At 68.7% G+C, this 26110-nt stretch carries 20 protein-coding genes and 3 pseudogenes; 12 read left to right on the top strand and 11 right to left on the bottom strand.

All coding sequences use genetic code 11. From position 1 onward, the window contains the following. Nucleotides 1–27: 27 nt before the first annotated feature. The gene (locus OG884_RS21985) at nucleotides 28–861 is read right to left on the bottom strand and encodes an SDR family NAD(P)-dependent oxidoreductase (RefSeq protein ID WP_326635676.1); all 834 of its coding nucleotides are present in this window, start codon (nucleotides 859–861) and stop codon (nucleotides 28–30) included. A 147-nt stretch (nucleotides 862–1008) separates the two neighbouring features. Between OG884_RS21985 and OG884_RS21980 the strand changes: the two genes are divergently transcribed. Further along, nucleotides 1009–1755 (top strand): SDR family NAD(P)-dependent oxidoreductase, encoded by a 747-nt coding sequence (locus OG884_RS21980; protein ID WP_326635675.1) that lies wholly within the window; start codon nucleotides 1009–1011, stop codon nucleotides 1753–1755. 84 nt (nucleotides 1756–1839) lie between these two features. Here the strand turns inward: OG884_RS21980 and OG884_RS21975 are convergent, their stop codons facing one another. Next, nucleotides 1840–3375, bottom strand: a complete 1536-nt coding sequence (locus tag OG884_RS21975) for a DUF885 family protein (RefSeq protein ID WP_326635673.1) — start codon at nucleotides 3373–3375, stop codon at nucleotides 1840–1842. A gap of 330 nt (nucleotides 3376–3705) precedes the next feature. Next, complete coding sequence (locus OG884_RS21970) at nucleotides 3706–5100, bottom strand: pyridoxal phosphate-dependent decarboxylase family protein (RefSeq protein WP_326635671.1); 1395 nt, start codon at nucleotides 5098–5100, stop codon at nucleotides 3706–3708. 427 nt (nucleotides 5101–5527) lie between these two features. On the opposite strand from OG884_RS21970, the gene OG884_RS21965 reads away from it, so the two are divergent. Beyond that, a complete protein-coding gene (locus tag OG884_RS21965; RefSeq protein ID WP_326635669.1) occupies nucleotides 5528–6064 on the top strand; it encodes a hypothetical protein in 537 nt (178 codons plus the stop codon). Nucleotides 6065–6379: 315 nt separating this feature from the next. Next, entirely contained in the window at nucleotides 6380–7204 is an 825-nt protein-coding gene (locus tag OG884_RS21960) for a helix-turn-helix domain-containing protein (RefSeq protein ID WP_326646965.1), read from the top strand. Between the two features lie 166 nt (nucleotides 7205–7370). On the opposite strand, the pseudogene OG884_RS37570 reads toward OG884_RS21960, so the two are convergent. The 3 genes and pseudogenes from OG884_RS37570 to OG884_RS21950 all read right to left on the bottom strand — a co-directional run. Beyond that, nucleotides 7371–7658, bottom strand: a pseudogene (locus OG884_RS37570) (RloB domain-containing protein); the annotation flags it as partial. Nucleotides 7659–7736: 78 nt separating this feature from the next. Then, nucleotides 7737–9002: an AAA family ATPase gene (locus tag OG884_RS21955; RefSeq protein ID WP_326635667.1), complete on the bottom strand. Its 1266-nt coding sequence runs from the start codon at nucleotides 9000–9002 to the stop codon at nucleotides 7737–7739. Nucleotides 9003–9606: 604 nt separating this feature from the next. Next, nucleotides 9607–11172: a succinic semialdehyde dehydrogenase gene (locus OG884_RS21950; protein ID WP_326635665.1), complete on the bottom strand. Its 1566-nt coding sequence runs from the start codon at nucleotides 11170–11172 to the stop codon at nucleotides 9607–9609. Nucleotides 11173–11261: 89 nt separating this feature from the next. On the opposite strand from OG884_RS21950, the gene OG884_RS21945 reads away from it, so the two are divergent. Next, a complete protein-coding gene (locus tag OG884_RS21945) occupies nucleotides 11262–13412 on the top strand; it encodes a beta-propeller domain-containing protein (RefSeq protein WP_326635664.1) in 2151 nt (716 codons plus the stop codon). 146 nt (nucleotides 13413–13558) lie between these two features. Here OG884_RS21945 and OG884_RS21940 read toward each other — a convergent pair whose 3' ends face one another. Next, nucleotides 13559–15301: a glycerol-3-phosphate dehydrogenase/oxidase gene (locus tag OG884_RS21940; RefSeq protein WP_326635662.1), complete on the bottom strand. Its 1743-nt coding sequence runs from the start codon at nucleotides 15299–15301 to the stop codon at nucleotides 13559–13561. A gap of 218 nt (nucleotides 15302–15519) precedes the next feature. Between OG884_RS21940 and OG884_RS21935 the strand changes: the two genes are divergently transcribed. From OG884_RS21935 to OG884_RS37560, 4 genes and pseudogenes are all read left to right on the top strand, one after another. Beyond that, nucleotides 15520–16110, top strand: a complete 591-nt coding sequence (locus OG884_RS21935; RefSeq protein WP_326635659.1) for an RNA polymerase sigma factor — start codon at nucleotides 15520–15522, stop codon at nucleotides 16108–16110. Beyond that, nucleotides 16094–16672, top strand: a complete 579-nt coding sequence (locus OG884_RS21930; protein ID WP_326635657.1) for a hypothetical protein — start codon at nucleotides 16094–16096, stop codon at nucleotides 16670–16672. Before OG884_RS21935 ends, OG884_RS21930 begins: the two co-directional genes overlap by 17 nt. A gap of 33 nt (nucleotides 16673–16705) precedes the next feature. Further along, nucleotides 16706–16912, top strand: a pseudogene (locus OG884_RS37565) (helix-turn-helix domain-containing protein); the annotation flags it as partial. 234 nt (nucleotides 16913–17146) lie between these two features. Next, nucleotides 17147–17602: a Vgb family protein gene (locus OG884_RS37560; protein WP_442811735.1), complete on the top strand. Its 456-nt coding sequence runs from the start codon at nucleotides 17147–17149 to the stop codon at nucleotides 17600–17602. Nucleotides 17603–17788: 186 nt separating this feature from the next. On the opposite strand, the gene OG884_RS21920 is transcribed toward OG884_RS37560, so the two are convergent. From OG884_RS21920 to OG884_RS21910, 3 genes are all read right to left on the bottom strand, one after another. After that, nucleotides 17789–18667, bottom strand: coding sequence for a DMT family transporter (locus OG884_RS21920; protein ID WP_326635653.1), 879 nt, complete (start codon nucleotides 18665–18667; stop codon nucleotides 17789–17791). A 331-nt stretch (nucleotides 18668–18998) separates the two neighbouring features. Next, nucleotides 18999–19832, bottom strand: coding sequence for a DUF2079 domain-containing protein (locus OG884_RS21915; protein ID WP_326635651.1), 834 nt, complete (start codon nucleotides 19830–19832; stop codon nucleotides 18999–19001). An 826-nt stretch (nucleotides 19833–20658) separates the two neighbouring features. After that, nucleotides 20659–21156, bottom strand: coding sequence for an ATP-binding protein (locus OG884_RS21910; RefSeq protein WP_326635649.1), 498 nt, complete (start codon nucleotides 21154–21156; stop codon nucleotides 20659–20661). 206 nt (nucleotides 21157–21362) lie between these two features. Here OG884_RS21910 and OG884_RS21905 point away from each other — a divergent pair, with 206 nt between their 5' ends. From OG884_RS21905 to OG884_RS21890, 4 genes and pseudogenes are all read left to right on the top strand, one after another. Continuing rightward, entirely contained in the window at nucleotides 21363–22196 is an 834-nt protein-coding gene (locus OG884_RS21905) for a helix-turn-helix domain-containing protein (RefSeq protein ID WP_326635647.1), read from the top strand. Beyond that, nucleotides 22184–22396: a DUF397 domain-containing protein gene (locus OG884_RS21900; protein WP_326635646.1), complete on the top strand. Its 213-nt coding sequence runs from the start codon at nucleotides 22184–22186 to the stop codon at nucleotides 22394–22396. Before OG884_RS21905 ends, OG884_RS21900 begins: the two co-directional genes overlap by 13 nt. A gap of 296 nt (nucleotides 22397–22692) precedes the next feature. Next, nucleotides 22693–22989 carry a nucleotidyltransferase family protein gene (locus OG884_RS21895; RefSeq protein ID WP_326635643.1) on the top strand — a complete coding sequence of 99 codons (297 nt, stop codon included), beginning with the start codon at nucleotides 22693–22695 and terminating at the stop codon, nucleotides 22987–22989. A 70-nt stretch (nucleotides 22990–23059) separates the two neighbouring features. After that, a pseudogene (locus OG884_RS21890) lies at nucleotides 23060–23356 on the top strand (HepT-like ribonuclease domain-containing protein); the annotation flags it as partial. Nucleotides 23357–24402: 1046 nt separating this feature from the next. Here the strand turns inward: OG884_RS21890 and abc-f are convergent. Then, nucleotides 24403–26037, bottom strand: coding sequence for a ribosomal protection-like ABC-F family protein (abc-f, locus tag OG884_RS21885; RefSeq protein WP_326635642.1), 1635 nt, complete (start codon nucleotides 26035–26037; stop codon nucleotides 24403–24405). Nucleotides 26038–26110 lie beyond the last annotated feature (73 nt).

The raw sequence follows: 26110 nt of genomic DNA, 5'->3' as shown, positions 1-26110 counted from the left end.
GCCAGTCTATCGGCGCCCGTCAGCGCGCTACTCGTAGATGGGAAACGGGGGCAGAGCCCCGGCGAGCAGGGCCTCGGTCTGCTCGCGCAGGCCCGCCGCGTAGCCGGGGTGGGTGAAGACCAGGAAACGCTCCTCGCGGATGGCCGCCACCGCGGCGAGCGCCACCTGTTCGGGGTCGATGCCCCGTTCCACCAGGCCGTCGATCATCCCGACGGAGGCCATCTCGTCCTCGGTCGGCCCGGCGACCGCGAGATTCTCTGGCCTGCCCCGTTCTGAGCGGTTGATGCCGGTCCGCACCCCGCCCGGGCAGAGCACGGTCACCCGGAGCTTGGAACCGGCCATCGCGAGATCCTGGGCGAGGGACAGCGAGGCGGCGAACGCGGCGTACTTCGAGACCGAGTAGGCGCCGGAGAACGGCGCGGCGAACAACCCCGCCGCCGAGACGGTGTTGAGGATGTGGCCCTCGGTGTCCTGGGCGATCATACGGGGGACGAAGGCCCGGATCCCGTGGAGCACACCCCACAGGTTCACCCCGAGCAGCCAGGCGAAGTCCTCGGGCCTCCTCGTCCACAGCCGGCCGCCCTGGAAGACCCCCGCGTTGTTGCACAGCACGTGGACCGCGCCCAGCTCACCGAAGGTCCGGTCGGCGAGGTGCTCCACGGCCGCCCGGTCGGAGACGTCGGTGATCTCGGTGATGACCTTGACCCCCTCCACCAGCGAGGCGGTCTCCGCGAGAGAGTCGGGGGCGACGTCGGCGAGCATGAGGGCCATCCCCTCCGCGGCCAGGACCAGCGCGAGCGCTCGGCCGATCCCGCCGCCCGCCCCCGTGACGACCGCGACCTTGCCTGACAGTTCACGCATGGCGTTTCCTCCAGCCTGACGGTTCCCGCATCGTGTTACCACTGAACCGACGGTTCACACATCGCGCCGTCTCCGGCCGCACCATACCTAGCGGCCGTTTGGTCACAAAGCTAACGTTCAGCTCACCATCAGTCGAGGAGGCAGGCCATGACAGGCACCGGAGTCGTCGTCACCGGCGGAGCATCAGGGATCGGGCGGGCCTGCGCGCTGGCGCTCGCCGAGGCCGGACGCCCGGTCGCGATCTGGGATCTTGACGAGACGGGCGCCAAGGAGACCGCCTCCTTCGTCGCCATGAACGGCGCCCCCGCGATCGCCGTCACCGTCGACGTCACCGACGCCTCGTCCTTCCCCGCCGCGATCACCACCAGCCGCGACGCCCTCGGCTCGATCGGCGGCCTCGTGCACGCGGCCGGGATCGCGGCCCCCCTGGGCGTCGGTGAGCTGACCGAGGCCGCCTGGGACGCGGTGCTCAACGTCAACCTGCGCGCCCACGCCATGCTGGTCAAGGCACTGCTTCCGGACCTGCGCGAGCACGAGGGCTCCGCGGTCGTCGGCATCTCCTCGGTCGAGGGCCTGGTCGGGCAGGCGTTCATCCCGGCCTACTGCTCCTCCAAGGCGGGCCTGCTCGGCCTGACCCGCTCCATGGCCCACGAGCTGGTGCCGATCCGGGTCAACGCCGTCTGCCCCGGCTACATCGACACCCCCATGCTCGTCAACGCCACCGGCGGCGACAAGAGCCTCGTGGAGTCCTTCAAGCACAAGTCCCCCTTCCGCCGCCTCGGCCGCCCCGCCGAGGTCGCGACGGCCGTACGGTTCCTGCTGAGCGACGAGGCGTCCTTCATCACCGGCACCCACCTGGTCGTCGACGGCGGCGCCACCGCCGTCGACCGCTGACGCCTCGGCCGGAACTCCCCACCAGGCCGGTGTCGGCGGCCGCGCCGCCCTTGACCCGGACCTGAGCGGCGGCGCCGGGTGGACCTACCGGGCGCCTGGACGGTCCTGAAGGGCGTGGTCGAGGAGGCCGAGAGGTGGGGAGCCGAGGTCGAGCATGGCGGTGTGGAAGCGTTTAAGGCCGAAGTCGGAGCCCCAGACGGTTCTGGCGCGCTCGCGGAGGGCGAGGATCTCCAGCTTGCCCCAGGTGTAGCGGCCGTAGGTGGGGTCGAAGGTGGCCCGCGCCGCCTCGGAGAGGGCCGCCGGGCCGGCGATGTGGGTGTCGGCGGCGAAGCGGCGGGCACCCTCCTCGACGGTCATCGCGCCGGAGTGCACGCCGATCGCGCAGGCCAGCCGGGTCACCCTGATGAGCGCCTCCAGCCACACGCCGATCTCGAAGCGCGGGTCCTCCGGCGCGAAGCCCTCCTCGACGCAGAGCTCTTCGGCATAGTGCGCCCAGCCCTCGGCGAAGGCCGTCGACATCAGCGTCCGCCGCACGTCGGAGCGGGCGCGGCGGAGCGCGCGACCGTGCGAGAAGTGTCCGGGGGCGACCTCGTGCACGTTGATCGCGGGGAGTGTGGTCTCACTGAAGACCTCCAGCCACTCCTCGATGTCGCCCTGCGGCCACGAGGGGTCGGGCGGGGTGACGTGGTACCACGAGGGGCCGTCGGGCTCGCCGGGCGCCGACCAGCTCATCATGGCCATGGCCCACCGGCGCGACTCGGGCGCGATGCCGACCAGGCACTCCCCGTCGTGGTAGGGCACCAGGTCCTTCTCACGGGTGAAGGCGATGGCGCTCTCGGTGCCGATCCTGGCCGCCTCGATCACGCCCTCCGGGCCGGGATGCTGCCTGACCAGCTCGCGCGCGACGTCCAGCGGCGGCCGATCGGCGAACCCCAGCGCCGCGCAGGACTCCGCCAGCCGGGCCATCAGCCGGTCGCGTTCGGCGTCGGCGCGCTCGGCGAGCCGTCCCAGGTCGACCGGGAGACCGTCGCCGGCGCTCATCAGCCTGGAGAGACCGCCGGCGCCGAGCGAGGCGTCCGGGTCGCCGGAGTGCGCGGCCTTCTCGACGTGCTCCACCAGCCGGGCGTGTGCCCTGAACGCCGCCTCGCGCACGCTCTCCTTCGCGTCGCGGGGCACCCCGGCGGCCAGGCCGCGTACCGCCCCGAGCAGCGCGGTCGCGACGGGGGCGCTGAGCAGGTCGAGCGAGGCGACCGCGTTGTCCACCGCCTCCGGCCAGCGGGCGAGGTGTGCCTGCTTGGCGGCATCCCGCTCGGCCTCGGGGGCGTACTCGCGGTCGTAGGTGGCCAGGTCCAGGTTGCCCAGGTGCTCCATGGGGCTGCGCCGGTGCAGCTCCAGCTCGGCGAACTGCACCCGCGCGGACTCCTCGAAGATCTGCAGGTGCGCCGCGTCGTACGGATCGGCGGGCAACGCCCCCTGGCCGAGCGCGGCCAGCCCGGCGCGCACCCCCGTCGGCGACAGGTCCTGGATCAGGCCGTCGTACTCGTGCCGCCCGGCCATTTCCCGGACACCGGAGACACTGAGGTCGCACACCGCCCGGAGGCGGCCGTCGAGTTCGGTCATGGTCGCGACGCTATATCAGGACGGCGTTTGTCGCCCCGGCCCGCTGCCGGGTAAACGCGTCCGGCTCTCCCCGACGTACGCGCTCAGCGGCCCGGCCCCCACCGGGCGGGGAGCGCCTCCGGGCCCGTGTTCCGCACGTGATCCAGGCCGACCCAGGACGATCATGGTAACCGACCTGCGGAGAACGGTTCCAGGTGGCAGCCCGGCGACGGTCGCGCCGCCGCTGGGACGCCGCCAACCCCGACTCCGGGATCCGCTGAGAACCGGCCGGGCGTACGCTCCGGACCCCGCGGAGAACCGGCGTCGAGGCCCGGCCGTACCCTCCGGGACTCACCGGAGACCGGCCGGGGCCTCCAGTTCGGTGATCCGGTCGAGCAGCGCCTCCAGTGTCTTGTCGTCCGTGGCGGGGGCCATGACGGTGACCCGCAGGTGGCGGACCCCGCTAACCTCGGCCGAGGTCAGCGCGAACGCGCCGTCCTCCATCAGGCGCTCGCGGATATCCGCCTGGTCGGCGGTGCCGTACCTGAAGCAGACGATGTTGCTCTCCGGCTCGTACGGGCACTCGAAGCCCGGCCGCTCGCGGGCCAGCTCCCAGAAGCGGTGCGCCGTGGCGTACTGCCGCGCGACGTGCTCGCCCAGGCCCCGCTCGCCCCGCCAGGCCAGATTGAGGAAGATCTTCAGGCCCAGCTCGGCCTTGCTGCACTCCACGGTCCTGCCGATGAGGTCGAAGCCCTGCTCGCCGTAGAACAGGTAGCCGGCCCGCTGCCGGAAGGCCGCGTCCAGGTCGCCCCCGCGCCGGGTCAGGACCGCGGCGGCCAGGCTGGAGGTACGCAGCATCTTGTGCGCGTCCCAGATCAGCGAGTCGGCGAGTTCGATCCCGTCGAGCAGGTGACGGTGCTCGGCGGCCAGCAGCGCCGAGGCGCCGTGGGCGCCGTCCACGTGGAACCAGACGCCGCTCGCCGTACAGAACTCGCCGATCCCGCGCAGGTCGTCGTAGAGCCCGGTCCCGGTCGCGCAGGCGTTCGCCACCAGGGCCATCGGCCGCCGTCCGGCCTCGCGCACCCGTTCCAGGGCGTCGGGCAGGCGGGCGACGTCGATCCTGCCGAGCTCGTCCACGTCCAGCGGCATGACCGCGCGCTCGCCCAGCCCGAGGATCGCGGCGGCGCGGGCCAGCGAGTAGTGCGCCGAGGCCGGAGCGAGCAGGGCGAGGCCGCCGGGGACGCCGTCGGTCCACGCGTCCGGGGCGACCGCCGCCCGCGCGGCCAGCAGCGCGGTGAGGTTGGCCAGCGAGCCACCGTGGGTGAGGACCCCGCCGCCCGCCTCGCCGAACCCGACCTTGCCCAGCATCCAGCGCAGCACCTCGAACTCGACGGTCGCCGCCGAGGCGCCCATCTCGTAGACGGCCATCGGGTTGTTGGTCGCGCCGTGCACGAAGTCGGCGAGCGCGGCGGGGAAGTCGGGCGCGGCGATCTGATGTCCCAGGTAGGCGGGGTGGTGCATCCGGGTGCCCTCGGCGAGGTAGCCGCGCAGGAACTCCCGGTGGCTCTCCGCCGTCATCCCGCCCTCGCGGATCCACCGGGCGAGCCCGAGCCGCTCGGCCAGCTCCCCCGGGGGCCTGCGCCGGATGACCGGCGCCGCCCCCTGCTGGCTCTCCGCCACGTAGGCGGCCAGCTCCTCGACGGTCACCCCGGCCGCGCGCACGAACTCCTCGACATTCCAGGTCACACCGGAATCCTGGTCGAATTCACCACACCCCGCCAACCGAGCCGTATCCCGGAGGATCATGCCCGGACGAGATCGGATCCATCGAGACGGCCCATGTCTACGAACCGGCCTTCCGCCCGATCAACTTACGCATTCTGTAGAATTAACTCTACGTCAGGCATCGTCATCTCCGCATGGATCGGCATCCCAACAAGGAGATACGAGCGGCGATCGACTACATGATCGCCGCAGGCTGGACCATCGAGAAGGCAGGAGGTCACGCATGGGGACGCGCCTCATGTCCCGGTGGACATCAGGGATGCAGACCTCCCACGTCCGTCTGGTCGACACCGCGCTCACCGGAGGTGCACGCCAGGCGACTGCGGCGTCTCGTCGACCAGTGCCCGCATGGGTTTGAGAACGATTTACCAGAGGGAGTATGAGCCCCGTGACCGTCTACAGTTTCGAACTTCACTTCACGGCCCCGAGCGGCGAAACGGTGATCGACGCGCTGTACGAGGCTGGATGGGACGACGCCACGGTGTCACTCGACCCGGCCACGGGCGGACCCGGCATCGCCTCGTTTGATCGTGAGGCGACCGGGGCGGTGGAGGCGATCGCGTCCGCGATCGCCCAGGGGCGCTCAGCGGGAATCGAGGTGACCGGGGTGAGCGAGGATCTCGTGACGCTCGCCGAGATCGCCGACCGTACCGGCCGGACCTTCGCCACGGCCGACCACTGGGCCGTCGGCCGCCGCGGGCCGGGAGACTTTCCCGAACCGAAGGTGCGGCGTCCCCGCGTGAGCCTGTGGTCGTGGGCGGAGGTGGCGACCTGGCTTCACAGGAATCGCCTTGCCGAGGTCTCGCCCATGGAGGTGGAGCTCGCCGAGGTGTGCGAGATCGCGGATTCACTCATCCGCGCCCGACGCCTCCAGCGGCGGCTTCCGGAAAAAGATCGCGAGCGCCTCCGCCACGCGATGGCCTGACACCGGCCCATGATCGTCGACCCGCCATCCATCTTCGCGTGCCGTGTCAGACGAAGTACTTCCAAGCGATGCCGACGACGGGAAGGCACCGGTCGAATTCACCGCCTACGGTCGGCCGGGACGCGACCGCCGCGACCGTCCACTGCCCCCCTCGGACTCAGGACGGTGTCCGGATGGTCGGGTGAGTCGTTCAGGAGGGAAGCCACCAGCGGGCCCAAACGGTTTTGCCGGGATGGTCGCGGAGCGGGGTGACGCCGGAGTCGTGGGCGAGGGCCTCGACGATCGTGAGGCCGCGCCCATGACGTCGGCGGTGTCATCAGGTTCGCGCGGCAACTACAGAGCTGGAAACAAGTCGACCTGGGGAAAGCCTCGGGTTACTCAGCCTCGACGATCTCCCGGCTGGAGACGGGTCGGCGTGCGGGGGTCGACCTGCATGTGCTGCGCCGCGTCGCCCACGCAGCTGGGGTACCTGGTCATATCCTCAGCGCGCTGATCAATCCGGTTACGGTGGCCGAAACGATGGGTCAGCTCGCGAAAGAAGACTTGATGCGCCGCCGCACTCTGCTGTCCGCCGCCGGACTCGCTATCCCTGCTCATCTGCTGGCCAGGCTCGATGACGCGCTGGCCATCCCGCCCGCATCCTCCAGTCCTCCCCTGCCCGAGCAAATTGCCTCCCGTCTGACCTGGGCGCGAAGTCGCTTCGACAGCGGTGATCTGGCTCGGCTTGTCGCTGATCTGCCTGATCTTCTGGCCCTGGCTCACGAAGCGGCCGATAGCCGAAGAGCGGATGCTTGCGCGCAGGCGGCCGCCTGCTATGACCTGGCGACCGAGGCCTTGGACAAGATCGGGAGGTATGAGGCGAGCAGGATCACCGCAGACCGCGCCAGCGTGTTCGCGGGCCTGTCCGGCTCCCCGATCAGCATGGCCGCCTCGGCGCGCTCCCTGGGCATCGTGCTACGCCATGAGGGCCGCCAGAAAATCGCCGACCAGCTCACTCTGCAGGCCACCCACCGCCTGGAGGCCACAGGGCTCGGCACGCCCGCCCACGCCGCCGCCTACGCCCAGATGCTGTGCACCTGCGCCTACAACGCCGCACAAGCAGGAGTTTGCCGGGCTTCCGCCCATCGATGCCCAACGTGACCAACAGCCGCCACACGTCGGTGGACGGGTCACGCTGGAGGACCAGGCACTCCGGGGCATGCCCGGAACGGGCCGCCCACTCTTGAGGAGACTCCGGTTCGGCCTGGCGGTCGACCGGCCCGGTCTTCGCACGATCGGGCTCACAGAACCCCTGGGCGCAGGAGGCCACCAGACTTCGGGCATGCGCCACCGCCTTGCCCTCCCGTCCTTTCAGGGCATCGCGCCGAGCGCCCTTGATGCTCTTCTCTCCCTTCCTGCCATAGTCCTTGAAGGCGTCCGTACCCCTGACCTGCCGCAGCTTCTCGACCACGAGCTTGCTGCTGCCGCTCTGTGCCCCTCCGAACGTCTGGAAGTGCAGCAGTAACCACAGGTCGAACGACGGGTGTGAGAACGCGAGCTCGACCCTGGACTCGGCGGCGGCCTTGACCGCCTGCGGGATGTCATTCCACCGATCACGGTCGAAGAGCTCTACAAGCCCTCAGACGCAACCTCGTGATCCCACACCATCGGTGGCTGTCGTACGGGGGGAACCTCACTTCGCCTCTTGCCTGGACAGTTCACGGACGATTTTTCCGGCGGTGACCCGAGGCACTCCGCCGTAGCGGCCACGTAGATAACCGCGCTCCAGGTTCTCCTCCTTACGCGGCTTGGCCTCTGTCAGCGGGTACAGCTCGGTCTCTCCTGAGCGTTGCTTCACCGTGATCCACACCTGATCACGGTTGAGCGGCCTGTCGAGCACCTCGCTGCCCAGCAAGGTCGCGTCGTGCGTCGTGAAAATCAGCTGTGCATCATGCGGGTTGGATGCAGGGTCCTGGAAGACCCGTACGACCTCGGCTGCGAGTGTGGGGTGCAGGCTCGAATCCAGCTCGTCCACCAGCAGGACCGATCCCTGGTCCAGCACAGTGAGCATGGGCCCAAGGAAAGCGAACCAGGCGTGGGTGCCCAGCGACTCTTCCGTGCGAAAGTCCAGCGGTGTCTCTCCACCATCCGGCGTACGGTGCCACAATCTGATCTCACCGGTCTCAGGGTCCGTGTCGAGGCGGGTGACCCCCAAGTCGGCCGATTGCAGCAACCGCGTGATCCGTTGGTGGTAGCTCTCCTCCTGATCCGAGCGCGTGAGGAGCCGTTTGGTCCAGTCCACCCGGGCGCTGAGATCTCTTCCCGGTGTCACCAGCCACAGGTTGTCGAGGAACCACCTGTGTATCGCCGACAGCTGGGGATCGTTGAGAGTCGCACCGACGGACAGGAACAGAGCGTTTGGACGGGTCAGCCTGACCAGGGGTTCCCGTCCCCCTTTAAAACCTTCCCCCCTGAAGATGAACTCCCCACCCTCTGATTCCGGACGGCCTGCCTCTCGGTCGAACCAGACGTTGCGGCGACCATGCGGATATGAGTGAAGCCACTCCGCCTCCACTCGCTCATCCGACAGCTCGAAGCCATAGGTGTAGCGGACAGGATCCCCGCCAAGGGCAAGATCCACCTCGAACAGGGTTGTCTCCTCACGAGATGCGGGATCTAGCTTGAAGGGCTGCCGGGGAACCACCTCCGGCGCCTTGGCCCAGTCAGCGAAAGAGTCTCGCACCGCATCGCGCATGAGCCGGAAACCACTGAGCAGGTTCGACTTCCCCGACGCGTTGGCTCCGAACACACCCGCTACAGGTTGCGCCGAAACCTCTCGTCCACGGTGCTTGAGGCCGGTCCTGCGTCCCGCACTCTCATCGAACTCAGTTGCGATCAGAGACAGCTCATGCTCATTACGGATGGACCGGTGGTTGGCCACCCGGAAACGGATAAGCACCGTAGACCTCCTACCGAGACAGGGCTTTCTGCACTGTCATCTACGTCCTGGTGCATAGAGCCTGCACGTAACAGCCTATGACGCTCCCTCAATGGATGCCAGCATAGGATTACCATGTTCTCTGGAGTCCGGCCTGATGGTATGAGGCCCGCGGCGATATGAGATCTCAGGACATGCTCGGCCGCCGCGCCGGCCGAGGCATCTGGATTCGACGGCAGCGGTGAAGGCACCCCGAACATTAGAAGCGAAGGCGCATACCGGGCCGGTGCGATCCCTGCCGTCCCGAACAGCGCAACGCCCGTCGAAAGAACGGCGACTTCGCCGTAGTCGAACCCGCGGCAGATCGCCGGTTGTGATGAGTTACGTAGCGTCCCGTCAGGTGATGCCGACGATGGGGAGGCGGAGGGCGCCGGAGCCGATCACCAGCACGTCATGGTCGAACACGGCGACTCCTTCTCAGACGACGGTTTCAGACGACGGGCCTCGATGACGACCTCTGACGGCAGGGCGCGCTCGTGCCTCGCGCGATCGGCCGTCGTGCCCCCTCACGACCTCCCCGGTCTCCCGGCCCGGCTCGAAGACGCCGGGCCGGGCTCCCCGGGCCTCACTTCAGGTGGAGCGCCTTCATGACCTTGAGCGCGCCCGCGAGGGTGTCGGCGTACTTCTCGTACGCCATGCCGAGGATCGGCTCGAAGCCCAGCCAGGACGCCTGACTGGAGATGGTCTGCGCCTCGGTGTACCTCAGCAGCCCCTCGGCGCCGTGCCGGCGGCCAAGCCCCGAGGACTTCATCCCGCCCATGGGCGCGTCGTAGGAGGCGTAGGCCGAGGCGTACCCCTCGTTGATGTTGACGGTGCCCGCCTTGATCCGGGAGGCCAGCGCGCGGCCGCGGGACAGGTCGCGGGTCCAGATGGAGGCGTTGAGCCCGTAGGAGGTGTCGTTCGCCTTCTCGACCGCCTCGTCGTCGTCGCCGAAGCGGTAGACCGCGACCACGGGGCCGAAGGTCTCGGCGCGGCAGAGCTCCATGCTCTCGTCGACGTCGGCCAGGACGGTGGGCTCGTAGAACAGCGGGCCGAGATCGGGGCGGGCCTTCCCCCCGGCCAGCACCCTGGCGCCCTTCGCGACGGCGTCGTCCACCTGGGCGCCGACCGCCTCCAGTTGCCGCAGCGAGGAGAGCGAGCCCATCTGCACGCTCCAGTCGAGTCCAGCGCCGAGCCGCATGTTCCTGACCTGCCGGACGAACTTCTCCACGAAGGCGTCGTGCACCGAGTCGTGGACGTAGAGCCGCTCGATGGACAGGCAGAGCTGCCCCGCGTTGGTGAAGCAGGCGCGCAGCGCGCCCTGGGTCGCGGTGTCGAGGTCGGCGTCGTCGAGTACCAGCATCGGGTTCTTGCCGCCGAGCTCCAGCGAGCAGCCGATCAGCCGCTTGGCGGCCTCCTCGGCGATCTTCCGGCCGGCCCGGGTGGAGCCGGTGAACGCCACGTAGTCGGCGCCGTCGATCAGCGGGTCGCTCACCTCGGCGGGTTCGCCGAGGACGACCTGCCAGATCTCGCGGGGCATCCCAAGGGAGACCAGCAGGTCGATGGTCCACAGCGTGGACAGCGCGGTCTGGGTGTCGGGCTTGTGGACCACCGCGTTCCCCGCGAGCAGCGCGGGGACGGCGTCGGTGACACCGAGCGAGAGCGGGTAGTTCCACGGCGAGATCAGAGCCACCGTTCCCCGGGGCCGACGCGCCTCGACGGTCCTGGTGGCGACGGGCAGTATCCCGGCCCGCGATCTGGTCTCCAGCAGGCCGGGGGCCCGCCGCGCGTGGTAGAGGGCGCAGCCCGCGACGTCGAGCACCTCCTCGAAGGCGTGCCTGCGTGCCTTGCCGGTCTCCCACTGAACCACGTCGAGGATCTCCTCACGGCGGTCGAGGATGGCGTTGTGCAGGCGGAGGAAGGGCTCGGCCCGCTCCCGCACGGGCAGCACCGCCCACGCCCGCTGCGCCTCCCGCGCCGTGGCGTACGCGGCGCGGACGTCGTCGGCTGTGGAAATGGGCAACTCGGCGAGCACCTCGCCGGTGAACGGCGCCGTGATCTCCTGCGTCTTGCCGGCGGAGGTCACGTGCGATACGACACGTTCGATCATGCGGGAGTTGAGGTCCCGTGTCATTTCAAGGGGAACGGCCATGTCCGCAGGGTAATCGCGGGAGGCGGGCCGTGGCTACTCACGGGTAGCGAAGCAATGAACCACACACACCTCCGATCCGTCGTAGTGGCATGAGGACATCGATTCGTACAGCCGGCGCGGTCACCCTCGCCGCGGCCCTGCTCGCCACGGCGTGCAGTTCTACGGAGACGAAGAGCGGTGCCGGATCCGCGGCACCGGTCACGTTGGGGAACATCAGGCTGGTCTCCTACAGCGGCTGCGACGACATGCTGGCCGGGCTGCGCGCGGCGACGGCGAAGAACGTCGGCCCGTGGGGCCTCGGCGGCCCCCCGATCCTGTACGCGGAGGCGCGGTCGGACGTCGCCTCCGCCAAGGCGGGCGCGGCGCCGCCCGAGCACTCCACCACGAACACGCACGAGGCCGGGGTCGACGAGCCCGACCTGGTGAAGACCGACGGCGACCGGGTGATCACCGTCAACCGCGGTGTGCTCAGGGTGGTGGACGCCGCGACCAGGAAGGTCACCGGCACGCTCAAGCTGGTGGACGCCGAGCAGGCGTGGGCGCCGGCCGACCTGCTGGTCAGCGGGGACAGGGCACTGGTGCTCTTCTCCGGCGGCGGAATCATCCCGTACGGCGCGACGGCCAAGCGCGCGCCGAGCCCGGGACCGCGCTACGTCCTCGTCGACCTGTCCGGGGAGCCGAAGGTGATCGGCTCGCTCACCCCGGACGGCTCCCACGTGGACGCCAGGATGGTCGGCTCGACGGTGCGGATCGTGGTCCGCAGCCAGCCGCGGATCGAATTCCCCGACGCCGGGTCCGACATCGTGGACAACGAGCGCACCCGGCGGAACATGGAGGTCGTCGCCAGGGCACCGATCGAGGCATGGCTGCCGAAGTACGAGCTGACGTCCGCGACCGGCGTGACCTCGGACCACGCCGTCGGCTGCGAGCGGGTCAGCCACCCGGCGGAGTACACCGGGACGTCGATGCTGACGGTGCACACCCTCGACCTGTCACAGGCGCTCGCCGAGACGACCCCGATCAGCGTGGCGGCCGACGGCGACACCGTCTACGGGACGGGCTCCAGCCTGTACGTGACCAGCAATCCGCGCTGGTGGTGGGCCAGGCCGATCGACTCGGTGATCGTCGATGAGGCCCCGGCCACCCCGGTCGCCAGTCCCCCGGTCGCCACTCCCACGGCCACCGCGACCCCGGCCACCACTCCTACCGTCATCGCGACCCCGGCCACCGCCGCCTCGGACCTCGACCCCGCTCCGACCCTGCTCCCGGAACCGCCCGAGGCCCGGACCAGCCCACCGCCTTCGACCGACACCCCGCCACCGACCGACACCCCACCACCGAGTGACACCGCCTCGCCGACGCCGACGGCGACCCCTGAGGAGCCTCCGGAGGAGACCGAGGTCCACAGGTTCGACATCACCGCCGCCGGGGCACCCCGCTACGTCGCCTCGGGCAAGGTGCCGGGAAGGCTGCTCAACCAATACTCCCTGTCCGAGCACGAGGGGCACCTGCGGATCGCCACCACCTCGACCGCCGGGCAGGACAGCTCAAGCGCCGTCTACGTGCTCAACGCCGACACCCTGGCCAAGGCCGGTGAGGTCGGCGGCCTGGGACAGGGCGAGCGGATCTACTCGGTCCGCTTCATCGGCCCGGTCGGCTACGTGGTGACGTTCAAGCAGGTGGACCCGCTCTACACGCTCGACCTGCGCGACCCTGCGGCGCCAAGGAAGACCGGCGAGCTGAAGATCACCGGCTACTCGGCCTACCTGCACCCGGCGGGCGACGGGCGGCTGATCGGCGTGGGCCAGGAGGCCAGTGAGAAGGGCCGCACGCTCGGCACCCAGGTCTCCCTGTTCGACGTCGGCGACCCGGCCAACCCGCGCCGGCTGTCGCAGATGTTCCAGAAGGACTCGGGCTCGGAGGCCGAGTGGGACCCGCACGCCTTCCTGTACTGGGCCAAGACGGGGACGGCGGTCCTCCCGCTGAACTCCTGGACGGGCACCGAGCAGACCAACGGCACAGCTCTGGTCCTCAACATCGGTGATTCAGCCGTCACCAGGACCGGCACGGTCGTCCACCCCAAGCCCAAGCCGGTCAACGACACCCGCTTCGCCCCCTACGACCCGGGCATCCGCCGCTCGGTGGTCATCGGCGACAGCCTGTGGACGCTCTCCGACCTCGGCCTCAAGGTCAACGACCTGAAGAACCTCGCCGACCAGGCCTGGATCCCCTTCTCCTGACCTTTTGAAAGCACCTGCCCTCCGCGCCCCCGCCTCGCCACCGGGGGCGCCCTAAATATCCTATTACACCGACATATCAACCTTTACAAGATCTTGTCATGATGTCTGGGGAGCGAAGGTCTGGGGCAAGGTCCAGGGAGTGGGCCCTAGACCGGATGAACCTCCGGACCGGCCACCGGAACGATCTCCGGGGCACCGAGGCGGATGGCGTCGGCCTCCTGGTCGGTGTCCTGCTCCTGGGAGAGCCGCTCCGACTCGACGCGCTTGGTGTAGTACTCCACCTCGCGCTTGATCTGCTCGGCGTCCCAGCCCAGCGGCCCGGCGAGCAACTGGGCGGCCTCCTCGACCACGGCCACGCCACGGTGGAAGGTCTCGATCGAGATGTGCGTACGCCGGGTCAGCACGTCGTTCACGTGCCTGGCCCCCTCGTGGGTGGCCGCGTAGACCACCTCCGCCCGGAGGTAGTCGTCCGCTCCGGTCAGCGGTTTGGCCAGCGACGGGTCCCGCTCGATCAGCTCCAGCACCTCGTCGATCATCGAGCCGTACCGCTGGAGCAGGTGCTCGATCCTGGCCACGTGCAGCCCTGAGGAGTGGGCCAGCCGCTGCCTGGAGTTCCACAGCGCCTGGTAGCCCTCGGCCCCGGCCAGCGGGACGCGGTCGGTGCAGGAGGGCGGGACCCGCTGGTCCAGACCGTGCGCCACCGCGTCCACCGCATCCTTCGCCATAACGCGATATGTCGTGTATTTCCCTCCGGCTACCATGACCAGCCCCGGGACCGGGTGGGCCACCACGTGCTCGCGGGAGAGCTTGGAGGTCTCCTCGGACTCCCCCGACAGCAGCGGGCGCAGCCCCGCGTAGACGCCCTCGACGTCCTCATGGGTGAGCGGGACCGAGAGCACCTCGTTCACGTGGTCGAGGATGTAGTCGATGTCCGACCGCGACGCCGCCGGGTGTGCCCGGTCCAGCTTCCAGGCGGTGTCGGTGGTGCCGATGATCCAGTGACGGCCCCAGGGGATGACGAACAGCACCGACTTCTCGGTGCGCAGGATGATCCCGGTGAGCGAGTGGATCCGGTCGCGCGGCACCACCAGGTGGATGCCCTTGGAGGCGCGCACGTGGATCTGCCCGCGCCCGCCGACCAGTTCCTGGATGTCGTCGGTCCACACCCCGGTGGCGTTGACCACCTGGCGGGCCCGTACGTCCAGCTCACCGCCGCTCTCCAGGTCGCGCACCCGGACGCCGGTGACCCGCTCCCCCTCGCGGAGAAAGCCCACCACCTGCGCCCGCGAGGCGACGTTGGCCCCGTACGTGGACGCGGTCCGCAGCATGGTCATGACATAGCGGGCGTCGTCCACCTGGGCGTCCCAGTACTGCACCGCGCCGGAGAACGCCGACCTCCGCAGCGCGGGCGCGAGCCGCAACGCCCTGGTACGCGACAGGTGCCGATGGCCGGGCACGCCCCGGGTGAGCCCGGAGGAGAAGCCCATCGTGTCGTACAGCACCAGGCCGGCGCCGACATAGGGCCGCTCCCAGCCCGTGTGCTGGAGCGGGAACAGGAAGGGCACCGGCCGCACCAGGTGCGGGGCGATCCGCTGCAGCAGCAGGGCCCGCTCCTGGAGCGCCTCCCTGACCAGCTCGAAGTTGAGCTGTTCCAGGTAGCGCAACCCCCCGTGGATGAGCTTGGAGGATCTGGACGAGGTACCCGAGGCGAAGTCACGCGCCTCCAGCAGCCCGACCGACAACCCGCGGGTCGCCGCGTCCAGCGCGACCCCCGCTCCGACGACTCCACCTCCGATCACCACCACGTCGAGTTCCTCGGCGCTCATCTGCGCCAGTGCGGCGGACCGCTCGGCAGGACCGAGCCGTGCGGTGCCCATTCGCGCCGTCATTTGCAACCCCCTGGGGTGCGGCTTGTCGCCTTACGCGATGTATCTACCCATCCACCCTAGGCACCATTACTGACCAGTAGGAAGCAGTGGGCCAGATTCAAACAACATCCCTATGTCCGACGGGAGAACTGTCCCCGAAGATCGAGCTCAGCACGGTCAGCGACATTTCACCGCGGATCACCTGAACCCCAGGGCGAGGCCGACGCTACACACCTGGCGTGGACGGGGGAACCGAGAGGATGGCACTGCGCTGGTTCGGCGCCGCGCGTCGGCGTGCCCGCACGAGGGAGGACGACACCCGTGTGCTGGCCAGGGTGGCCGACGGCGACGCGGGCGCGCTGACCGAACTGTACGAGCGATACGCCAGGCCGCTGTTCGCCTTCATCTACCGGCTCGCCGGGGATCGGGGCACGGCCGAGGAGATCCTCCAGGACACGCTGCTGGCCGTGTGGCGCTCGGCGGGCACCTACCAGAGCCGCTCCAGCGTCAACATCTGGCTGTTCGGGGTGGCGCGCAGGCAGGCGCACAACCGGCTCCGCGGCGTTCCACCTCCTCTGGCGGCCGAACCGCCCGACGGCGTCGACCCCCTGCCCGGCCCCGAGGAACTGGCCGTGGGCGACGACCGGGTGCGGGCGGTGCTGGCCCGGCTGCCGCTGGCCCAGCGCGAGGTGGTCGTACTCGCCTTCCTCGACGACCTGAGCCACCGGGAGATCGCCGAAGTGCTGGAAATCCCGGTCGGCACGGTGAAAAGCCGCCTGCATCACGCCCGAGCGACCCTGAGGAGGTGCGTCGATGAACAACCGTCCTGAGCCAACAGAACCCCACAAGCGGCCCAGACCGCCAGAGATCCACGACCTGTCCGGGCTCGCGGAAATCCACGACTGGCCCGAGCTGCGGGAGATCCGCGACGGTATCCCGCCTCCGCCCGGCCCCGAGATCGTGCGCGCCGCCCTGATGAGGGCCGCCTTCGACGGCCTGACTCCGGCCGCGCCGGAGTCCGCACGGCGACCAGCACCATCGCGGAGGACCTCGTCACCGCACGTGGAAGCTGCCGTACGCGGGCTGCACAGGGCGTGGGCCCTGCTGGCGATGGAGGCCCGGCTGCTGAATCCGGCGATCTGGCTGGCCTCCGCACTGATCATGGCATGGCTGGGGCCCATGGCGGTGCTCGCAGCACTCAGCCTGCTGTTGTCCGTGTGCTGGAACCCCTCCGCCGCGATAGGCGGCGGGCTGTCGGTGTGGGCCCTCTACGCGCTGACCGCCACCGACGTGCCCGTCCCGGACGGCCTGCGACACCTCTGGACGACCAGTCCCGCCACGATCACCCTCGCCATCGCCATCGCCCTGACACTCGCCGGGCTTCCCTTCTAGCGGTCGTCGCAACACCCCAGCTCAGGGAGTGCGATGGACTTCGAGATCCGCAAGATCCGATCCCCTCAGGGGCGGAGGAAGCTGACCGCAGAGCGGAAGGCATACTTCCGCCTTATGGATCAAGGCTTCAGTAACTATGAGGCGTGCCGGATCGTCGGGATCAACCGGCGTACCGGGAAGCGGTGGCGCAACGGCTCGGCGCCCCTTTCAGCGACGCTTCGCCCCCAGGGGTCGCCTCGAATCCGCACGTCCCCGGCGTGGGGGCGGAACCCGGATCGCCCGCCCGGGGGAATCCGGCGTGCTCCTGGACGGCCCCATCCGATGAGCTGGCGCTTCCCTGACCAGCCACGAACGCAGATGATCGACGGCCGTCGACGGCTGCGGGAGATAGTGGGGTCACCGGGGCCGGACACGGGAGATAGTGGAGTCACCGGGGCCGGACAGAGGTGAGGAACCTCGTCCGGATCGGGTCTTCTGGAGATCTGTGCCGACACCCGCCGACGGCGGTCTGACGCCGCGGACCTCGATCGCTCAACCGCGCCCAGCGGCCCGCCCGCGTTCCTTTTTGGTTCTTCTTTCTTTGGGAAGGGATGTCATGCGTCATCGCTCTCGGCGCCTGGGGTATCCGCTCGTGGTCATGGCTCTGGTCCTGGCGGCAAGCACCCCTCTGTCGGTATCCGCCTCCACCCCTCCGCCACACCCCCCACCACCGATTCCCAGCCGGCGCACATCGCCACGGGACCGGACGGCGCGGTGTGGTTCACCGAGTCGGCCGGGAACAAGATCGGGCGGATCACCACCGCCGGGACGATCAATGAGTACGCGTTGCCGACCGTCGTCTCCGGGCCGTTCGACATCACGGCCGGCCCCGATGACAATCTCTGGCTCACCGAGGACTACGTCGACAAAATCGCCATCGTGACTCCCTGACCAAGCCGGTCGGCTGCCGCCCCCGCAAGATCACAGGCTGCGGCCGCCGACCGTCTCGCGACCCGTCCACCGGCGCACAGGCTGTTGATCTTGGTGATCCTACGGAGAGGCAGGAAGGCCTCCACGCTGTAGCACCGAGGCCGGAGGCATTGCCGGTCACCGCGAGCAACGCCAGGACCGCGGAGATCACTGCCGATCCCCGTCCGGGCGCCGAAGAGCATTCCGCATCGGCTTGGCCAGAGACTGAGACCGGCCGAGGATGACGATGCCGGTCACCATCGCGATCAAGCCGGCCACCTCCGCCGCGAGCGCCTCCGGAGTGACCCGCAGACGCTCGGAGAAGATCGCCACGCCCAGCACGATCCCGGTGATCGGCTCAGCGGCCGTGGTGGCCGGCAACGAGATCCGGAGCGGGGCGGCGTCGAACGCGCTCTGGTTGAGCAGCAGCCCCACCACGGCGACGCAGGGCAGAAGGTACGGCTGCCAGGTAGCGGCCAGGTTCAGCCCGTTGCTCAGCGTGAGCAGGGAGCTGCGCGTCAGCACGTCCTGCAGCCCGTACAGCACCCCGGCGGCCGCCGCCAGCAACATCGCCTTGACCTGCAGGGAACGCCGCAGACCGAACATGACCAGCCCACCCGCCACCACGATCACCGAAAGCACCGTCAGCCACCGCAGGGAACCCGGTGCAGGCAGGGTCCCGCCATGGGGCCGACCGCCGTACAGGAACAGCGCCACTCCTCCGCCCACCAGCACCGCGCCCAGCTGCAGCATGCGGCCGAACGGCTCCTGGTAGATGACATGGGCCGCGGTCAGCGCGAACAGCAGGTTCATCGCCAGTAGCGGCACCACCTTCGCCACGTCCGCCTCCCGCAGCGCGAGGGCGCCGAGGATCTGGCCGCAGAGCATCAGCCCGATCCCGGCCAGCCACAACGGCGTGCGGATGAGGTGCAGCAGCAGGCGCAGGCGCAGCATGTCCTCCAGGGGCTGGCGGTACGCCGCATGCTGCTGTGCGACGAAGCCGAGGCCGAGAAGGCACGCCGCACCCAGCGAGATCACGATGATCACAAGCGGTGACCTTTTTCGATGTCCGGTCCGACAGAAGTGGCACCAAGCGGTGAAGGCGTTCCCCACACCTTGACCACCAGTGCCCACTACGTGAGTGGTCCGGCCCGGCAGGCCGGTGCTGAGCGGGCCCTCGAACAAGCCTTTCCCCGAACTCCGGCACCGTATCCGGCCTGCCGGACTTTCACTCGGACTTAAGCTCCGGTCACCGGAGCCGGCTACGACCCCGACCGCGACACCTTCAGGCAGGTAGGCGATGATCCGCTGGGCCGCGTTCGCAACCAACGGCACCAGCATGATCAGGAAGGCGTACTGCAAGCCCTAAACCAGAAGATCAGGTGCGGTGCAGGACCACGTAGCCTTCGCGCTCGTAGACGACCCGGTAGCCCTGGCTCCTCAGTTCGTCGACGCGTTGGCGTTGACGGTCGAGTGAGCCCCAGGGGTAGGCGGCGCGGGCGGTGTCGGCGACGATCCAGGGGGCGGTAGGGGGTCTGTCCTCCCACAGCAGGACGGTGGTGCGGGCGGACAGGCGGGGGCCCACGTGGTTGACTGCCTCGACGACCACACCGGAAGGTACGGCCGCGACCACCTGCTCGGCCGCGACCACATCGGGGTGTTTCTCGTAGAAGCCGGGCCTGATGAGCTGGTCGAAGGGGAATCGCGGCAGGAGGGTGAGCGCGACGGCGCAGACGGCGGCCGCCCAGAGCAGCGACGCGCCGCGCTCGCTCAGGCCGGGTTCGCGGCGTCGCGCCCAGCGGATCACCCGGGCGGCTCCGTCGACTCCCGCACAGAACAGGACGGCCACCGTGATGGCGCTGTGATGGAAGTCGGTCACCCACCACTGCGTGCGGTCGGAGAGCATACGCTCCAGCAACTGGGGGAGGGCGATCAGCGTCAGCGGGGAGAACAGGCAGGCCAGCAGGGTCGGCCACAGCAGGAAGGCCAGCGTGTCGAGCTTGACCTGCGGGCTGAAGAGGCTGCCGAGGACGCCCAGCGGGTCGCTGAGGACGTGCACGACCACCGCGGACATGTTGCCACCGAGGTGGCCGTACGCCCAGTACATGGTGGAGTCGCCGCCCACGGCCGGGATGAGGACGGCGAGGACGAGACCCGTGTACGCCAGACCGACCCCCATGTACATGACCCCGTACACGACTTGCTTTTGCAAAATGCCCCATCCGCCCCCCATTGCTCTCCTGGCTCACCGGCAATGGACGCCAGGGGGTAACCCTGAGGCCTCGGCCCCAGGCCCCCGCGTACGGTGCCGTGCTGGAACAACCGGCGCGGCACCACCCGCACAAGGACTCCCGGTCAATGCGCGGGGGGCGGGAATCATCTACGCGGCGGAGCGTCGATCAGTCCCACGGGGGACGGCACGGGGTGAAGGCGCTGCCTAACCTTCCGGCTGACCCCAGCTGCACACTCTGGGCTCGACATCGGACACTCGTCCGTCCCAGCAAGATCAAAGGGGCCCGCAAAGCCGATCCGAACTCCCGGGTCGTCTGCCGCCCCGCAGAGGAGAACCCGCGCGCTCAAGAAGATCACTTCTGGCCGTTCTGGCCTCCCTCCCGAGGAGCTCACCCGCGCACACGACAGCGGGCCCCTCGGGCGCCTCGGCCGGTGGTCTGGCCGGCACCGGTGACGGTCAGACCACCGGCCGGGAGGCACCCGGACGACGGGCGCGTCGGCCCTATGCCGTCCTGAACTCGAATTGCGACCGCCGGTCGAACAGGGCCGACGCTTCCGCCAGGTTGGCGAACACCCCTTTTCCCTTCATCGGGTAGCCGGGCATTTTCGGGGTGGTTCAAGAAATATGTGAGCGGCAACGGTTCTCAGCGCCACATAAAGCCGCTGTCGTGCTTGAACGGCGGCCGGTCGGCCCCCGACATGGCTCTCATCGGGGAATGGGAGCGGCGGAATACACCAATAGGGGGAAGGACGCATTCCGCTTTCCTGCCGGGGGCGGCTCTTTGTGATTAACCAGTGGTTTTCGATTAACCGATGGTCGTGACCGGCGCAGCGGAGCCGGCGGAAAACTGATCGACGGTTTCGGGATCCTCGGGGAGGAGGTCGGCGGGCAGCTCGCACCAGACGGTCCGCCCTCGGCCCCGGCCGTGGTCGCGGCTTCCCCAGTTGCCCTGCGACAGCTCGTCGACGATCATCAGACCGCGCCCGAACTCGGCCCCGGCGTTCTGGATCGCCGTACGGGGAGCCTCACGGTGCGGCGCGTCGAACGCGGCTCCCTGGTCGGTGACCTCTATCCGGATGATCGAGCCACACCGGAACAGGGCGAGCCGGATCGACTCATCGACCTGGCCCCGATCGGCGTGCTTGAAGGCGTTGGTGGTCAGCTCGGAGACGACCAGTCTCACAGACTCATAAGCGTGATGGTCGACACCGAGCAGTTCACCCACCACGCTCCGGGCGCGGGGAACCGATTCAGCCGTACGCGGCAGGAAAACTTCTCCGAGTTTCTTTGACTCCGATTGCATGATTGTGGCCTTTCGCCCCGGTGTCCGCACCGGCGTGGCGGCTCCCACTGAATATGTTGACCGGAAATCCGCCACCTGTTGACTTGTCCATCGACCATCCCAAACAATGACTACTGTCGGTAGTCGATTCGCTACACAATCAACGCACGAACGCTGCACTGGATTGCACGCTCACTGTGCATTTCCTGTGCGATGACGGGAGGAGCATGACCGAGAGAATCGCGGACCAAGAGCCTTTGATTGCACCTAGTCTACAATTCGGGGCACTACTTCGTGAATACCGCATAGCCGCTGGAATGCGACAAAAAGACCTGGCCGCCATCCTGGGATGGTCGGTTTCCCAGATCAGCATGATCGAGCGTGGCGAACGTGCCGCCAAGGAGGAGTTCGCCAGCAAGGTCGACGAGGTTCTCAACGCGGGCGGCGCGCTGCTGTCGGCCTGGCGGAAGGCGAACGAGCAGGCCACCCGCCTGCCGACCTGGTTCCGGCGCTGGGTGGAGATCGAGCAGAGCGCCGACTCGCTGCGGACCTGGGAACCATTGATCGTCCCCGGCCTGCTCCAGACAGCGGACTACGCGCGGGCACTCATCACCGGCAAGCCGGGTGTCACCCACGACCGGGTGGAGGCGACCCTGGCCGCACGGATAGACAGGCAACACATCCTCGACCGGGAAGACCCGCCCATGCTATGGGTAGTTCTGGACGAAGGCGTCCTCACCCGCCCGGTCGGCAACAAGGCGGTGATGGCCGGACAGATGGATCATCTTCTCGCGATGGCGGGGCGTCCGCGCGTCACCGTTCAGGTGCTCCCCCGCGACTCGTGGAGCACCACGGGGCTCATGGGAGCGTTCGTGATCGCGCGCGGCCGGAACATGCCTGACATGGCCTACGCCGAGTCCTCCGTGTACGGCCAGGTCACCGGCGATTCCGACGAGGTGGCGGAGATCACCGCAAGGTACGAGACGATCCACGGTGAGGCCCAGACACAGCGAGCCTCATCCGACCTGATCAGGGAGACGAGGAAACAGTGGACGACGTAACCAGGGAACTCGGCACGGCCGCGTGGCGCAAGTCCTCGCTGTCCGGCGACAACGGCGGCAACTGCGTGGAGATCGCGAAGCTGTCCGGCGGCCACCGAGGCATCCGCGACAGCAAGAACCCCACCGGCCCGGCCCTGACCCTCACCTCGACCCAGTGGACCACCTTCCTGCACGGCGTGCGGAACGGCGAGTTCGACTAACCCCGTTTTTCACCCGTGACCGGCCTTCAACGACACCTCTGGAATCGACATCCAGGAGATTGAGCGTGCCGACCTGGAGAGGCATCGGCTGAAGAATGCCAGGAGATGACTGGCTGGTCCCGAGAACGGTCCGGGACCGGCCGGGGCCTTGAAGATCAGCGGTCCGACGTACAGGTTGGTGATCTTGATGATCCTGTGGAGAGGCAGGACTCGCCGGATCTGAATCAGATCGGCCCGAGAGGGCCGGAGCATGCGGCGACGCGACCGAGATGGCAGCATAGGACGTGGGAGGTGTCATGAGCGTTGACTTCACGACCGTTTATACGCATTTGGTCAGACTTTGCGAGAAGTACGGTATTGCCGAGTTGGCTGTTTTCGGGTCGGTTGCTCGTGGCGAGGATCACGAAGGAAGCGACGTCGACCTCCTCTACGTCCTGAAGCCGGACAGTGACATCGGGATCGAGTTCTTCGGTTTCCAGGAGGAGTTGGAAGCTCTGCTTGGCCGCAAGGTCGACGTGGTCTCCAAGGAAGGCCTCCACTGGGTCATCCGGGACCAGGTCCTCGATGACGCCCAGGTGCTGTATGCAGCGTGAGGGCCTTTACCTGGTGGACATCGTGGAAGCCGCCAGGAAGATCGCCTCCTAGCTCGAAGATGTCTCACCCGACGTGTGGGCCACTGACTCGATGCGCCGCGATGCGGTCATCTGGCAGCTCTCCATCATCGGTGAGGCCGTCGGAGGGATCTCGGACGAGACCCGAGCCTCCACCCCTGAGATCCCGTGGAAGCTGATCAGAGGGCTGCGCAACAACGTGGTCCACCGATACTTCAGCGTCGACTGGAAGATCGTGCACAGCGCCGCCACAGTGAATGTTCCCGAACTGGAGCGGCAGGTACGAGATCTACTTCAGCGCGCCCACCCAGACCTCTTCAAGCGCCTGCAACAAGAAGAAGCGCGCTGAGCCCTCAGCTGATTGAGATCTTTAGTCGGCTTCTCCGCGTATGGCGGTTGGCGGTATCACCCTCACAAGGGCTCCCGGTCAATGCGCGGGGGGCGGAGATCATCTACACGGCGGAGCGTCGATGGTCGCGTCCGCGCAGGTGGTGTACCAGTGTTTGAGATCAATACCTGCGTCGCGCCTGGCTGATCGCCGTTGAAAAGCACGGCGTAGTACGTGGGGAAAAGCGCGGCGAGGACGATGAAGTGGCTCGGGACCGCTCACCGGCAACGCATCGTACGGGGCCGAAGACCAAAAGCACAGCGAGGACGATGAAGTCGCTCAGGACCGCTCACCGGTATCGCATCGTACGGGGTCAAAGATCAAAAGCGCGGCGAGGGCGGTGGAGTGGTTGGGGGCCGCTCACCGGTAACGCATCGCGCAGGGTGGGGGCGGGCGTTGGTCGGGTGTGGGTGACCGGGGGCGGGCCGGTGGAGCTCCGGGAGGGGGCAAAGCGGGTCATGGCGGGCGTGGAGGCGGGGCCGTGGTGGTGACGATCGGGGATTTTCCATGATCTGGATGAGTTGGCACGCTGGGGGCGTGCGGATTCACCCAGATCAAGAAAGGCGCCACTCCCGCCCCCTCGGGTGGGCCGCTTTTCGTGGTGGAAGGCCCGATTCGTCCCCGCACCCGGCCGAGGGCGACCCGTGACCGGACATCCCGCGGACCTTCGTACCCCGCACGGCGAGAGCCCCGCGCGAGGCGGCGGCGAGGAGCGGCCCCGAACCCTTCCACACCGCGGCGGACCCGTACCGATGGGCGGTCTGGGGCCACTCCACCACCCTCGCCGCGCTTTTGACCTTCGACCCCGCACGACGCGACACCAACGAACGGCCCTGAACCACTCCACCACCCTCGCCGCGCTTTTCCCCACGGACGACGCCACGCTTTTCCACCGTGACCGGCTCACCGGACTCGGATGCTCGTACACCACATCCGTGGACGCGACCGCAATTAAGCAACAGAGCCCTGAAGAAAGAGGCATGCGCCCGTCAAGCACTCAGGTCACCTCACAGGTCAGGGGCGCTCGTTTCGAGCAGGCGGCCCTCGGACAGGTGTAGCCGGCGGTTCACGCCGATCTCGGCGAGGAACCGCTCGTCGTGGCTGACCACCACGAAGGCGCCCTCGTACGAGCGCAGGGCGCCTTCCAGCTGGGCGAAGCTGACCAGGTCGAGGTTGTTGGTCGGCTCGTCCAGCAGCAGCAGTTGGGGCGCCGGTTCGGCGCACAGGACGCAGGCCAGGGTGGCGCGCAGCCGCTCGCCGCCGGACAGCACCCCGACCGGGAGGTGAACGCGGGAGCCACGGAACAGGAAGCGGGCGAGCAGGTTCATCCGCTCCGCCTCCGGCAGCCCGGGCGTGAACGCGGCCAGGTTCTCCGCCACGGTGCGGTCCAGGTCCAGCAGGTCCAGCCGTTGGGACAGGTAGGCGACCCGCCCGTCGGCCCGCTTGGTCCCGCCGCCCTCCGGCTCCAGCTCACCGTTGATCACGCGCAGCAGGGTGGACTTGCCGGCACCGTTGGGGCCGGTCAGCGCGATCCGCTCGGGCCCCCGGATCGTCAGGTCGGCGCCCTGGCCGGCGAAAAGTGCCCGCTCACCGTGGCGGACCTGCATCCGCTCGCCGAGGAAGACCGTACGGCCGGCCGGGACGTTGGTCCCGGGCAGTTCCAGCGAGATTCTCTGCTCGTCGCGCAGGGCGCGGCCCGCCTCGTCGAGCCGGGCCCTGGCCCTGCTGACCCGCGCGGCGTGCGTCTCGTCCGCCTTCCCCGCCGACTCCTGGGCGTTCCGCTTCATCGTCCCGGCGAAGATCTTCGGCAGTCCGGCGTCCTTGAGGGTGCGTGCGGCGTTGCCGGCCCGGCGCGCGGCCCGCTCACGGGCCTGCTGCATCTCCCGCTTCTCCCGCCTGACCTCCTGCTCGGCAGTGCGAATGTTCTTCTCGGCGACCTCCCGCGCGGCGCGCACGGCCTCCTCATAGAAGGTGAAGTTCCCACCGTAGGAGCGAATCTCGCCCCGATCGAGTTCGGCGATGCGGTCCATCCGGTCGAGCAGTGCCCGGTCATGGCTGACCAGCAGCAGGCAGCCGTTCCAGTCGGCGAGCACGTCGTAGAGCCTCCTGCGCGCGTCGAGGTCGAGGTTGTTGGTCGGTTCGTCGAGCAGCAGCACGTCGGGCCGCTTCAGCAGCTGTGCCGCCAGGCCGAGGGAGACGACCTGGCCACCACTGAGGGTGTGCAGGCGCCGGGTGAGGGAGACGTCCCCGAGGCCGAGCCGGTCCAGCTGGGCACGGGTGCGCTCCTCGATGTCCCAGTCGTCACCGATGGCAGCGAAATGCTCCTCGCTCGCGTCCCCGGACTCGATGGCGTCCAGCGCGCTGATCACCGGGGCGATCCCCAGGACCTCGGCCACGGTCAGGTCACCGACCAGGGGCAGCGTCTGGGGCAGGTAGCCCGGCATCCCCCGCACCGTGACCGACCCTGCGGCCGGGCGAAGTTCACCGGCGATCAGCCTGAGCAGCGTGCTCTTGCCGGCACCGTTGGGCGCGACCAGGCCGGTGTGTCCGGCGGGGACACTGAACGAGAGGTCCTCGAACACCGGGGTGTCGTCGGGCCAGGAAAAGGACAGGTTGGAAACCACGATCAGGGCGTCGGACATCGAATCGCTTCCGCGTTCGGCCGGCACGGTGAGGCCCGCCCGGCGAAATGGTCAGGACACGAAGGCATCACCG

The sequence above is a fragment of the Streptosporangium sp. NBC_01755 genome, assembly GCF_035917995.1.
Lineage (GTDB): Bacteria > Actinomycetota > Actinomycetes > Streptosporangiales > Streptosporangiaceae > Streptosporangium.
The sequence above is the reverse complement of the archived record's forward strand: the minus strand, read 5'-3'. Positions and strand labels throughout refer to the sequence as shown.

Excerpts from the sequence above, each read along its gene's own strand:
- OG884_RS21985 (WP_326635676.1), bottom strand. The coding sequence starts at position 861 with ATGCGTGAACTGTCAGGCAAGGTCGCGGTCGTCACGGGGGCGGGCGGC.
- OG884_RS21980 (WP_326635675.1), top strand. The coding sequence starts at position 1,009 with ATGACAGGCACCGGAGTCGTCGTCACCGGCGGAGCATCAGGGATCGGG.
- OG884_RS21975 (WP_326635673.1), bottom strand. The coding sequence starts at position 3,375 with ATGACCGAACTCGACGGCCGCCTCCGGGCGGTGTGCGACCTCAGTGTC.
- OG884_RS21950 (WP_326635665.1), bottom strand. The coding sequence starts at position 11,172 with ATGGCCGTTCCCCTTGAAATGACACGGGACCTCAACTCCCGCATGATC.
- OG884_RS21945 (WP_326635664.1), top strand. The coding sequence starts at position 11,262 with ATGAGGACATCGATTCGTACAGCCGGCGCGGTCACCCTCGCCGCGGCC.
- OG884_RS21940 (WP_326635662.1), bottom strand. The coding sequence starts at position 15,301 with ATGACGGCGCGAATGGGCACCGCACGGCTCGGTCCTGCCGAGCGGTCC.
- OG884_RS21930 (WP_326635657.1), top strand. The coding sequence starts at position 16,094 with ATGAACAACCGTCCTGAGCCAACAGAACCCCACAAGCGGCCCAGACCG.
- OG884_RS21910 (WP_326635649.1), bottom strand. The coding sequence starts at position 21,156 with ATGCAATCGGAGTCAAAGAAACTCGGAGAAGTTTTCCTGCCGCGTACG.
- OG884_RS21905 (WP_326635647.1), top strand. The coding sequence starts at position 21,363 with ATGACCGAGAGAATCGCGGACCAAGAGCCTTTGATTGCACCTAGTCTA.
- OG884_RS21895 (WP_326635643.1), top strand. The coding sequence starts at position 22,693 with ATGAGCGTTGACTTCACGACCGTTTATACGCATTTGGTCAGACTTTGC.
- abc-f (WP_326635642.1), bottom strand. The coding sequence starts at position 26,037 with ATGTCCGACGCCCTGATCGTGGTTTCCAACCTGTCCTTTTCCTGGCCC.